This window comes from Spirosoma terrae, from assembly GCF_010435915.1.
Taxonomy (GTDB): Bacteria; Bacteroidota; Bacteroidia; order Cytophagales; family Spirosomataceae; genus Spirosoma; species Spirosoma terrae.
In genome coordinates this window covers 456,601-469,191 of record NZ_JAAFZH010000001.1, presented here as the reverse complement: position 1 = coordinate 469,191, position 12,591 = coordinate 456,601, and the positions used below count along the sequence as shown (strand labels likewise).

General features: G+C 47.8%; 9 protein-coding genes. 5 read left to right on the top strand and 4 right to left on the bottom strand.

Features of this window, described 5'->3' with window-relative positions:
• The first annotated feature begins 14 nt into the window (after positions 1 to 14).
• Together GK108_RS02110 and GK108_RS02105 are read left to right on the top strand one after the other, a co-directional pair.
• Entirely contained in the window at positions 15 to 1,820 is a 1,806-nt protein-coding gene (locus tag GK108_RS02110; protein ID WP_163942037.1) for a RagB/SusD family nutrient uptake outer membrane protein, read from the top strand.
• 66 nt (positions 1,821 to 1,886) lie between these two features.
• Entirely contained in the window at positions 1,887 to 3,416 is a 1,530-nt protein-coding gene (locus GK108_RS02105; RefSeq protein WP_163942035.1) for an FG-GAP repeat domain-containing protein, read from the top strand.
• Positions 3,417 to 3,595: 179 nt separating this feature from the next.
• Here the strand turns inward: GK108_RS02105 and rnr are convergent, their stop codons facing one another.
• The 4 genes from rnr to lipB form a co-directional block, all read right to left on the bottom strand.
• Entirely contained in the window at positions 3,596 to 6,031 is a 2,436-nt protein-coding gene (gene rnr, locus GK108_RS02100) for a ribonuclease R (RefSeq protein WP_163942031.1), read from the bottom strand.
• A gap of 123 nt (positions 6,032 to 6,154) precedes the next feature.
• Entirely contained in the window at positions 6,155 to 6,892 is a 738-nt protein-coding gene (locus GK108_RS02095) for a ribonuclease H-like domain-containing protein (RefSeq protein ID WP_163942028.1), read from the bottom strand.
• 60 nt (positions 6,893 to 6,952) lie between these two features.
• A complete protein-coding gene (locus GK108_RS02090) occupies positions 6,953 to 7,357 on the bottom strand; it encodes a hypothetical protein (RefSeq protein WP_163942025.1) in 405 nt (134 codons plus the stop codon).
• Positions 7,358 to 7,406: 49 nt separating this feature from the next.
• Positions 7,407 to 8,165, bottom strand: a complete 759-nt coding sequence (gene lipB, locus GK108_RS02085) for a lipoyl(octanoyl) transferase LipB (RefSeq protein ID WP_163942022.1) — start codon at positions 8,163 to 8,165, stop codon at positions 7,407 to 7,409.
• A 92-nt stretch (positions 8,166 to 8,257) separates the two neighbouring features.
• Here lipB and GK108_RS02080 point away from each other — a divergent pair, with 92 nt between their 5' ends.
• The 3 genes from GK108_RS02080 to GK108_RS02070 all read left to right on the top strand — a co-directional run bounded on the left by GK108_RS02080 (position 8,258) and on the right by GK108_RS02070 (position 11,939).
• The gene (locus GK108_RS02080) at positions 8,258 to 8,611 is read left to right on the top strand and encodes a YraN family protein (protein ID WP_163942020.1); all 354 of its coding nucleotides are present in this window, start codon (positions 8,258 to 8,260) and stop codon (positions 8,609 to 8,611) included.
• Positions 8,612 to 8,826: 215 nt separating this feature from the next.
• Entirely contained in the window at positions 8,827 to 10,275 is a 1,449-nt protein-coding gene (locus GK108_RS02075) for a S41 family peptidase (RefSeq protein WP_163942016.1), read from the top strand.
• Positions 10,276 to 10,469: 194 nt separating this feature from the next.
• On the top strand, positions 10,470 to 11,939 hold the full coding sequence (locus GK108_RS02070; protein ID WP_163942014.1) for a TonB-dependent receptor: 1,470 nt from the start codon (positions 10,470 to 10,472) through the stop codon (positions 11,937 to 11,939).
• Positions 11,940 to 12,591 lie beyond the last annotated feature (652 nt).

Genomic DNA, 12,591 nt, shown 5'->3' with positions numbered 1-12,591 from the left:
TAACTCGACATACAATGAAAATTCCTCATTATATAGCAGTTCTGGCAGTTACGGCCGTCGGACTAACTTTTGATTCTTGCCAGAGTACCCTCGATATTCCGGCTCAAGGTGCGCTTAGCGATCAGACACTAACGACCAAAAGTGGCGTCGATGCGCTATTGACGGGTGCATATGCCGCTCTGGATGGTCAGTACAACAACGGTTCGGCATTAAATCTTGCCGGATCAGACGCCTGGCAGGCTTCGCCCAGTAACTGGACGTATGGAAGCATTGCCGGTGGCGAAGCACACAAAGGCAGTGACGGTAGTGACCAGCCCGCCATCGACGCTATTGCTAAATTCACGGCGGATGCGAGCAATGGTTTTTTTAATGGCAAATGGCGTACCGTTTACGAAGGAGTCAATCGTGCCAATTCCACCTTACGAATCCTGGCCCAGACTACGGACGTAACGGATGCCGAACGGACCAGCTTCACAGCTCAGGCCCGATTCCTGCGTGCCCACTACTATTTCGAATTGAAAAAGATGTGGAACAAGGTGCCCTGGATCGACGAAACGGTTGAAACCACAGCGGCCAGTTCAAAAGCGAATACGGAGGACATCTGGCCCAACATTGAAGCCGATTTCAAGTATGCGATGGACAACCTGCCTACGACGCAATCAGATGTGGGCCGGGTCAACAAATGGGCGGCAGCTTCGTATCTGGCCAAAGCATACATGTACGAGCACAAGTATTCGGAAGCGAAGGCGTTGTTCGATCAGATTATTAGTCAGGGTGTTACAAGCAATGGCCTCAAATACGCGTTAGTCACGAAATTCCACAATAATTTCGACGCGGCTACCGAGAATAACTCAGAGTCTGTTTTCGCGATTCAGATGGTTGCTAACGATGGAACCGGAACCATTGCCAGTGCGAATCAGGGCGATATGCTGAACTTCCCCTACGGGAATAGTCCGTTCCGTTGCTGCGGTTTCTTCCAGCCCTCGCAGGATCTGGCTAACTCCTACCGTACCGACGCTACGGGGCTACCTTATCTGGACGACTACAATAGCCACGCCGTTAAAAGCGACCAGGGTGTTGCTTCGAATCAGCCATTTACGCCGGATGCCGGTAATCTGGACCCACGTATCGACTGGACGATTGGCCGTCGGGGTATTCCTTATCTGGATTGGGGCAACCATCCGGGTGCCGACTGGGTTCGGAGCCCAGGTCAGACCTATGCGGGACCATATTCACCGAAGAAGAATATCTACATGCAGGCTACCCAGGACCAGTACGCCGACAATCACTCGTGGGCACCCGGCACGGCTATAAACCTGAATATTATCCGCTACGCCGACGTACTACTTATGGCCGCTGAAGCAGAAGCTCAGTTGGGCAATCTGGAACAGGCACAGACTTATGTTAATCTGGTACGTGCGCGGGCTGCCGACCCAGTCAATTTCGTTTATACTTACGCCAGTGCAACCGATCCGCTGGCGGGCTATACGGCAACACCAGCCGCCAATTACAAGATTGTGCCATACCCAACGGGCAAGTTTGCCAGCCTGGGCAAAGACGGTGCGCTGAAAGCCATCTACTTCGAGCGTAAGCTGGAGCTAGCTATGGAAGGCCATCGGTTCTTTGATCTGGTTCGCTGGGGAACAGCCTCAACGGTGCTGAATGCTTACTTCTCTTATGAAAGCACCATCACTACTGACATTCGGGGTGGGCAATTTCTTACGGGTAAAAACGAGTATTTCCCGATTCCGCAGCGGCAAATTGACCTGAGTACCTCAAGTGGTAAGTCGTCGTTGACACAGAACCCTGGGTACAATTAATTGACACGTTATCGTAACAAAGGGGGCAGTCGTTATGCTGCCCCTTTTTAGTAGCAATCGATCCGAATGTGGAAGTTTTCTTTGGGCTCCCTACTCCTCCTCATCAGCGCCGGAAGCGTATTGATGAATTGTCAATCGTCAACCAGTTCGTCTGATAAATCGAAGGACCCAACCATAGCTGATGGAGAAAAATTAGCCCAGCAATACTGTGGCTCCTGCCATTTGCCGGTATTACCCGAGGCATTGGATAAAGAAACCTGGAGCAAACGCGTTTTACCGGCTATGGCTCCTAAGTTAGGGCTGGAAGTCTGGCAAAAAACGCACTATTACCGGCCTGCCAATGCGGCTATCACGCTGGAAGAGTGGACGAAACTGGTCGCTTATTATCAGGAGCTAGCCCCCGAAAAGCCTAATAAGCCAGCCCAGTCGGTCAAGCCAGTCAATGACTGGTCTATTTTCAACCTGATAAAACCAGCCGAAGCCAGAAGCCAGATCGCGACGACAACGCTGGTTGCTTTCGATTCTGTTTCTCACACTATCTACAGCAGCGACGAAACAGGCGCAGGTCTTTATCGCTGGAATTCGTCATTACAGTCCACACTCGTCAGAAAGCTACCATCACCTGCGGTTCAGGCTACGTTTACACGTAATGCATCAGGCATGCCGCAAACCGTCTTAACCTGCATCGGTACCATGCAGGCCGTTGACCGGCCGGTGGGCGAAGTCATTGCATTTGACGCTAATAAGCCCAAAGGCCAGCTCACTACGTTAGCCCAACAACTGCCTCGCCCTGTTCAATCAGTGCCGGGCGATTTCAATAAGGATGGACTAATGGACTGGATCGTTTGCGGATTTGGCCACAATACGGGCGGGCTATACTGGCTTAAACAACGCCCAGACCATACCTTCGACAACGTAGTAATCAAGGCCGTTCCGGGCGCTACGCAGGTTATTCCGGGTGATTTCAACAAGGATGGCTGGCTAGATTTTATGGCTTTATTTGCCCACGCCGACGAAGGAATCTGGCTATTCACTAACGATCAGAAAGGTGGTTTTTCGGAACGTAACATCTTGCGTTTTCCGCCGGTTTATGGATCAACAAGCTTCCAATTGATTGATTTTGATAAAGACGGCCAGCTTGATATTCTGTATACCTGTGGTGATAACAGCGATTATTCACGTATCCTAAAACCGTTTCACGGCCTTTATCTTTTCCTGAATCAGGGAAATTACCAGTATAAGCAACGGTTCTTTTACACGATCAATGGCTGTAGCAAAGCCGTAGCGGCAGATTTTGACTTGGATGGCGATCTGGACGTAGCAACCATCGCCTTTTTCGGCGACCTGAAAAATAACCCAGCCGAGACGTTCATTTATTTCGAACAGCAGAAGCCTCTACAATTTCTGCCTCATACAGTTCCCATACAGGAATACGGCCGCTGGATTTGTATGGATGCCAGGGACTGGGATCAGGATGGCGACGTCGACATTGTACTGGGTAATTACGCCCAGGGATTTCTAAACGAAGTAGGCCTGAAACCGAGTTGGAATAGTTATCTGCCGCTCATTGTCCTGGACAATCAGAGTAAACGGTGAGCCTTCTACTTTTTATGCAACGTTTTTGTCATTGCGACGCAGGAGCAATCTTCGGAGATAACATTATTCACACTCTCCCGAAGATTGCTTCTGCGTCGCAATGACAATTTTTCTTTACGGCTAATCCGTATTTAAACAGAAGTGGCCAATCAACTTGATGATTGGCCACTTCTGTTTCTTTATCGTCGTCCCCGACCTCCTCGTCGGTTTTGGCCTTTGGCAGCTGGTCCTTCCTTGCGGCTGGATGACCCGCTTCGTTTTGATGAAGCGTTGGTTGATGATCGCTCTTCGCTACGTCGTCCTGACCGACGGCTTGGTTTGGACTCCACCACTCGACCAGCTTTATCGCTGACCAGCACAAAATCCATACTCCGGCGTGCCAGATTGGTTTCTTTCACTTTCACCTCCACCTGATCGCCGAAGGTGTACATTTTCTTGTGCCGATTCCCGATAATCCGATAATTGTCTTTATCGAACTCATAAAAGTCATCGCTCAAGTCCTGCATACGTACCAGGCCTTCACAACTATTCTCGGTGATCTCGACAAAAATTCCAAATTCAGTAACGCCGGAAATAACCCCTTCAAACGTACGGTCGGTTTCCATCCGACTCATGAATTCGACCTGCTTATACTTAATGCTGGCCCGTTCAGCATCGGCTGCCATTTTCTCGCGTGCCGATGCATGTTTACACTGCTCTTCCAGCGGGTCGCGTTCGGCAGGTTTACCTCTGTCCAGGTAGTGTTGTAGCAGACGATGCGCCATCATATCGGGATAGCGACGAATTGGCGACGTAAAATGAGAATATCGGCGGAAAGCCAGGCCAAAATGGCCAATATCATCAGTACTGTATCGCGCTTTCGACATGGTTCGGACCGCCAGTTGCTGAAGCATATTTGCTTCGGGTTTCCCTTCGATACTATCCATGAATCGGTTCAGGGAATTCGACAATTGGCCTTCGCCAAGCTTAAGTCGATAGCCCAAACGGCCCGCAAAGTCGGCAAACTGCTGTAACTTCTGATCGTCCGGTCCTTCGTGAACCCGGTAAACCATCGTATTCTCCTCGCCGTTTTTGTTCCGTTTCGACAACGAGTGTACGAACTCAGCCACCTGCTTATTCGCCAGCAGCATAAACTCTTCAATGAGTTTGTTCGTATCCTGCCGTATTTTCGGGTAAACCGATAGCGGCACCCCATTTTCATCCAGCTTAAACCGAACTTCAACGGTTTCGAAGTTGATAGCTCCGTTTTTAAACCGTTCAGCGCGTAGCTTATAGGCTAGCTCGTTCAGCAATTGAAGTTCGGCCAGATAATCGCCCTGATTATTGTTCAGGATTTCCTGCGCTTCCTCATACGAAAACCGCCGATCGGAGTGAATGATTGTCCGACCAAACCATTCGCCCACAATTTTCGCGTCGGGAGTTAGTTCAAAAACCGCCGAAAAGGTCAATTTATCTTCGTTCGGACGTAGTGAACACAGGTTATTAGACAGTTTCTCAGGCAGCATTGGCACTACGCGATCAACCAGATAAACCGACGTAGCACGCTTGTAGGCTTCCTCCTCTAATCTGGAACCAGGTCTGACGTAGTGTGTTACGTCGGCAATGTGAACCCCAATCTCATAGTTTCCATTTTCCAGGACTTCTACCGATAAGGCATCATCAAAGTCTTTCGCATCAACGGGGTCGATGGTGAACGTCGTTACGTTACGCATGTCGCGCCGACGGCTCAGCTCACTTTCCTGAATGGTAGTCGGAATAGCCTCTGCCTCCCGATCCACTTCCTCCGGGAAATGGATCGGCAATCCGAACTCCGCCAGAATAGCGTGCATTTCGGTATTGTTTTCACCAGCCAGGCCCAACACCGTAACCACTTCGCCCTCAAAGCGTTGCTTGCTGCTATAAGCTTCCGGATATTTGGTTAGCCGCACAATGACCTTGTCGCCATCGTTAGCATCGCCCAATTTCTCCTTAGGAATAAAAATATCGTCGTAGATCTTTTTGCTATCAGCAATAACGAATCCGTAGGTTGGCCAGACTTCAATACGTCCAACCAGCTCAGTACGTCCCCGTTCAATAATACTGGCCACTTTGCCCTCAATCCGGCGGCCTCGGTTCCGTGAGTCCGTAAAACGAACTACTCGAACCTTATCGCCATCAACAGCACCGGCCAGATCCTCGGTCGACACCCAAATGTCGTCGTCTCGATCAGCACGTCCGCCAAGCGGGGAGGTAGGCACAACGAAGGCAAACCGGGAATTGACGTGATCGACGACGCCCTCGATCAGATTAGCATCTGCATCAGCGCGGAAACTTCCATCGGCTTGCCGGATCAGCGTTCCTTCGTCAACCAGTTCTCCAATAAGACCGTGAATGATCAGTTTCATTTTACGGTCGTAGATATCGAAATGCTCCAGAACCTGCTCCTGGGTAAACGAATCGTCATCATTAATCTGAAAAAACGCCATCAGATCGTTTTTCAATTCATCCAAAAAAGAGTTTGCCTCCTGAACAGGTCGCCCTTTCTGCTGTTTGTCCAGACCTTTCTCACGCGGACGAGCCGAACTCGACTTGCCGGTGGCGGGTCGGTTATATTTATTTTGTTTTCCGTTTTTCATACTATTGCTCAACTATATAAGTGAGCTAAAATGGTTAAAACACAGAGCAAGCTAAGGATATCACACAGTTTCAGAAATAATGGTGATCCCTGCTCACACTTTCTCTCTGTGTATTGTAATCCGTTAGTCACTCAAGACTATATGCTCGTCGGCCACGAGCGGGGCACCCACCATGCGCATATACACCTGCACGAGCATAACCATCGAGTCGCGGGCATATTGTTCGATGCGCGGCCAGTCATGTTCCCGGTAATAGACCTCACTGGTTCGGTCGCCTGTCCATTCGAGCGGGCGAGACGGGATGTTCAGTACGGCGGCCAGCAGATCCAGGGGAACAAAATGACGTTTATCGCCAAACTGCCATTGTTCGAGCGTATCCTTGTGGGGAATCTCCCAGGGTTTTTTACCCGCAATTTGTAAGGCAGGTGGCAGCGGCAACCCATTTGCCATTAACCGCCGGGACAGATAAGGAAAATCAAATTCCTTGCCATTATGTGCGCAAAGCGTCAGTTCACCGGGTGGGTACCGGTTCACGATGGTCAGGAATTCTTGCAGAATGGCTTCCTCATCATCACTGCTGAGCAGCTTTACTTTCAGATGTGGCTTATCATCATCATCAAAAAACAAACCACCTACGCCGATACAGATAATTTTACCAAACTCCGCGTAGTAAGAAGCTCTTCGGTCGTACCAGCCAGCGGCCGACAGCTCATCCTCACTTTTGAAGTAGCGGCTTTTCTCTTCCCACTGACGCTGTAGTCGTGGTTCTACAGCCGTCAGCGACGGCTCTCCAGCCACTGTTTTGATATCGATAAACAGGAAATTTTTTAGTCGGCGTTTCCAGGAGACGGCTTGAGGCATAGGATTTTAGGCAATCGTTCTTCTCTCCTTTTGGAGGAAGGTTTAGCTAGTAGTGCAGAACTAATCGTGCAAAATCCCTTCCAATCCTAATGCAGGTACGGTAACGAGATTTTCTTCGACAATACTGTCTGGCACGAATATAAACTTTTTGTCGAAAATCTGATCGCCAATGAAATAGCTCACCCAGTATTCATTATTCAGATGAAAAACGTCGGGCATAATCGATTCAACGACTTCGTAGGCACCTGGATTTATTTCCGTGAAAAAGTGCCGGAGCGTCGACGTTTTTTGCTCCTGCTCATTTTTCTGGCCATAGCCTTTCGACGTAACAAATACGGTTTTGATCGGTACGTCGTTCTGGTTGATCAGAAAGACCTGCCAGTCGTATTCACCGGCTTCATTTTCTTTACGCGCAATAACTATCTGTACGCCCTCAACGGGCAAAAAATTAATGTCTTTTTTCATAATCGAAATCCGACAGAGGATGGGAAGAACAGCAAAAGATAAACAAAGTCTATACGACAGGCAATAGTTTAACTTCGGTTTCTTTCCTCTCTGTTACTATCATATCAAATAAATGGGCCATGTGGTGCTGAACACGACCCGACACCTCCTGCAGCGGTATGTTACGTCCTAGTTCGAGCGACATCGACGTAACGGCCTTGTCGGAAATGCCACAGGGAACAATATGCCCAAAATAACTCAAATCTGTATTTACGTTCAGCGCAAATCCGTGCATCGTTACCCAACGGCTGGCTTTGACGCCCATAGCACAGATTTTGCGAGGGTTTGGTCCACCTTCGTGATCGAGCCAAACGCCGGTTAATCCATCAATCCGGCCAGCACTGATACCATAATCGGCCAGGGTTAGAATAATGGACTCTTCCAGCAATCGCATATAGCGGTGAATGTCGGTAAAGAAATTATCCAGATCCAGAATCGGATAGCCAACCAGTTGTCCTGGTCCATGATACGTAATGTCGCCACCGCGCCGGATTTTAAAGAACGTAGCACCCAGTTCCGTTGTCAGGCGTTCTTCGTCAACCAGCAGGTTATTTTCATGGCCGCTAGTCCCGAGCGTATAGACATGTGGGTGCTCACAAAACAGCAGATAGTTTGGCGTTAGCTGTTGCTCTTCGACCGCTACAGCCCGATTCTGTAGTTTCTGATTAACAATAGTAGAAAACAAGCGTTCCTGCATATCCCAGGCAGCCTGGTACTCAATCAATCCTAATTCCTGAATGTCAACTTGTTTATTGATTCGACTATTCATTGTTTTACCAAAAACCACGGAACTCCCGCTCCTTTTATAACAAGGGAAACGGCCGGTTTCGTTCGGTTCGTAACTTGTAACCTTATCGACCAATGGCCCAACACAACGAAACCGGCAAGCAAGGCGAAGCGGCCGCCGTTCGCTTTCTACAGGAAAACGGCTACGAAATTGTCGCGACAAACTATCGGTATCAACATGCCGAAATCGATCTCATCGCTAAAAAAGGCAAACTACTCGTTTTTGTAGAAGTCAAAACACGTAGCAATCTGAGCTACGGCCAACCCGAAGAATTTGTCTCGTATACCAAGGCCAAACTAGTTATGAAAGCCGCTGAACACTACGTTTTCGCCCATGACTGGCTACACGATATTCGCTTCGATATTGTAGCTGTTACGTTAGCCGGAGCTAATCTGCGAATCAACCATATCGAAGACGCTTTTGCCTAAGTCAACGTATCAACTAGTGGCATCGCGAACAAAGATTGTATAGGATTAAAACCTCTGTATACGTTGTGCCTCAGTGGGCAAACCAGTAATGATTTATACCTATGCTTCCGGCTTAGTCATTCGGCGACAAATTTTAGATTAACAGCCTTTTAGCAAATCATTTCTAGCGTATTTACGTTATAAATGCACACGTCCATTGGCATCAACAATTACTTATGACCATCCCTCTTGCGTTACGTCCTGCTTTGCTCGTTACGTTAGTTTCGGCTTGTTTGTTCACATCCTGTGAAAAAGAGTACAACCCAGATACTGTTCCCTTAAGTAACTTACCAGCCACGAATCAGGAGGTCAATAACTGGATTTTAACGAACATGAGGTATTACTACCTCTGGAACGATAAAATCCCGGCCAACACCGATACGACCCTTACGCCCGACAAATACTTTTTGTCGCTTCTCTACGATCGTAACAACTCGGCGAATAGGGATCGCGACCGTTTTTCGTGGATTCAGGCCAGCGCCGATGAGTTGAAAGCATCGCTGGGCGGGCAATCGAAAACAACGGGTATGGATTACAAGCTCTATTATTTCGATCAGGCCAGAACGACCATTGCGGGGTCAGTGATTTATGTACTTCCAGGCTCACCTGCCGCAGCGGCTGGATTCAAGCGCGGAGATATTTTCACGAAAGTGAATGGGCAGGCTCTAACCACAGATACATACTCCAGCCTGTTAGCGGGCGACGTACTGACGTTCACGATGGGCACCCTGGTCAATGGCGTTCCTACCGATGCCAATCAAACCAGACAGGTCACGAAAGTAGTTTTTCAGGAAGATCCGGTATTGCTCGACACCGTTTATACAATTGGGGCCAAAAAAATTGGCTACGTTGTTTATAATCAATTCAATCCGGGCGTTTACAAAAGCAGCGGCCCAACGGATAAAACCTACGACAACAAACTCGACAACGTATTTGGCGAGTTCAAACAGCAGGGCGTTAACGAATTAGTTCTGGACTTTCGCTATAATCCAGGCGGTTACGTCAGCTCATCCAACAATCTGGCGAGTTTGGTGGGCAAAAACATAGCCGGTAAAGTGTACTACACTCAGCTATGGAATCCTAAGGTTACTGCCGATTATGACAAAAAATATAATCCAGGCTGGAACACGCAGAATTTTATAACCAAAGCGACCAATATTGGCGGCAATCTGAACCGCGTTTTTATCCTGACTACAGGCAGCACAGCATCGGCCAGCGAATTAGTTATCAATGGCTTACGGCCGTTTATGACCGTAACTACCATCGGCAACACTACGGTAGGTAAGAACGTTGGCTCCATCACCATTTCTGATGCAAACGGACGTATCAAATGGGGTATGCAGCCATTAACGTTTAAGTCGGCCAATTCGCAGGGTTTTACGGATTACCCAACCGGCTTTGCTCCTGCGGTTGAGGTGCGCGAGCCAGCCTATGCCATGAAAGCCTTTGGCGACTTGAGTGAGCCTTTACTGGGCGAAGCCATCTACCAAATCAGCGGAACACGTACCACGGCCCGTCGTGGCGTAATTACGAATGAAAATTTTATTGAAGCTGGTTCATCGCTCGATCAGAAAGCAGGTGGCGGTAATATGTTTGTCGATATGACCGATAAACCAGTTAAGTAATACTTATTCGCCGGTCAGTACAAAAAGGCAATCCAGGGGGTTGCTTTTTTATTTGTCAAACTAAACGTTGGTCTAACAAATACTATCTAAAAAGCGAACAACAATTCCATAACATACGTTTTTGACTAGCGGAGGCATGGCTTTTGTAGCTTTGTGTCTGTAATTTTAGCATCAGCAAGCAAGCTTTTACCACCATGTACGAGAAGAATGTAGGCACGAAGCAGAAAGCATTACGAATCAATCTTGACCGCCGTATTTATGGCTCGTTTGCCGAAATCGGTGCTGGTCAGGAAACGGCAGCCATGTTTTTTAAGGCTGGTGGTTCATCGGGTACAATTGCCAAAACCATGTCGGCCTACGACATGACGTTCAGTGATTCGATCTATGGCGTTGAAGAAAGTGGCCGCTACGTAGTGGAATCACGGCTCGTCAAAATGCTCAGCAAAGAATACAGCCTTCTTGAAAAACGATTAGCCGAAAAACGTGGCCCCGACACTACGTTCTTTGCTTTTGCCAATACGGTTGTTGCCCTTAATTACCAGAAAACCAACGATGCACACGGTTGGATTGGCTGTCGTTTTCAGCTAACCCCCCAAGGAGGTTATAACGACGTGATTATTCACGTTAAAATGCTGGATAACGAAAACATTCTGCAGCAGCAGGCGCTGGGCGTTATTGGCGTCAATCTGATTTATGGCTGTTACTACTATGCGAAATCGCCCGAAACGCTGGTGCTGTCGTTGATGGACGATTTAACACCAGAACGTATTCAGATTGATATGATTCGGTTTATGGGCCCCGATTTCACGGATGTCGATAATCGGCTTATGAGTTTGCATCTGGTAAAAAATGGTTTTACGGATGCTGCCCTGTTTGGTCCAGATGGCCAGGTACTGCAACCATCGGAAGCGCTTTATAAAAAGAATATTCTGGTCATGCGCGGACGGCTACGCCCGGTTACCAACGTTCAGATGGACATGATCGAAAATGGCTTGAAACAGTTCAAAGCGGAGCCCGATGTAGACGAGAACCGGGTGGTTTCGATGGCTGAGCTTACGCTTCATAATCTAAAAGCCAACGATCAGGGAATTGACGAAAAAGACTTCCTGGACCGGGTAGATATTTTGTGCTCGATGGGTCAGACAGTTATGATTTCCAATTATCTGGAGTATTATAAACTGGTTGCTTATCTGGCTAAACTGACGCGGCTAAAAATTGGTCTGGTAGTCGGTATTCCTAACCTCGAATACATTTTTGAAGAAGGCCACTACGAGTTTCTGCCGGGCGGTATTCTGGAATCATTTGCTACGTTGTTTAGCCGAAAGGTGAAACTCTTCGTTTATCCGACCCTTCGCGACAACAAGATTTATACCTGCAATGAATTCCAGCTCCCTCCAACGCTGGAGCCTTTGTTTCACTATCTGTTCCGCAACGATAAGATTGAGGATATTCGGGACTACAACGAGCAGAATCTGCACATTTCTACCGATCACGTACTGGAAATGATTCAGGCTGGCGAAGACGGTTGGGAGCAGATGGTGCCCGAGCGTGTGGCAAAGCAGATTAAAGACAACTGCCTGTTCGGTTACCCCTGCGAGGTCGATTATGTACCTATTGGCCAGCAGGTTCGTCAACAGCAGCAGGAACAGATCGCGCGAGCTTAACAGGTGTTCGGGTTAATTCCTAAACAGGCAAAGGAATCGACTCGAACATTTTCACTTTCTTACAGCAGGTTTGTCTTCCTCCGCAAAAAGAAAATTCCGGCCAGATTATAGAGTAAGATTGCACCCGTTTCTAGAGCCAATTCTATGTAATTTTGATGGTATATACCCGTTTTGAAATCCTGTACCCAATCAGCAAGGGCTATAAAATACCAGGAGAACGACACGAGGCTTCCTAGAACAAAGGCTACGATTAGCTTAGACCGATGCATGTTTTTTATTAATGAGAACACTCAGCTGAACAACCCTATTAATCCAGACAATTGTTGCAGGAAGAGGTTTAATGAAGGCAGAAATTAAATTTACGTATCTCCACCTCCGATTCATTGTCCACTTCGATCAATACGTCACAATTCCCAGGCCAATAGTTTACCAAAACTATTACCGTATCAACAAATAGTGGACAGGTGTTTTAATTTCCCTTTTTCTTAACATAAAACTGCTTGTCGTAAGAACCAAAATAGCTCATCGCAAACAACTAGCATGATTATTGAGCTTCTGGGAACATAGCTCAACCCGTCCGTAATCTATAGCACTACGTGGCTTATCAAGAAGCTTTACCTACCTTCTAATCAATAAAGCAGTACAAATAAAT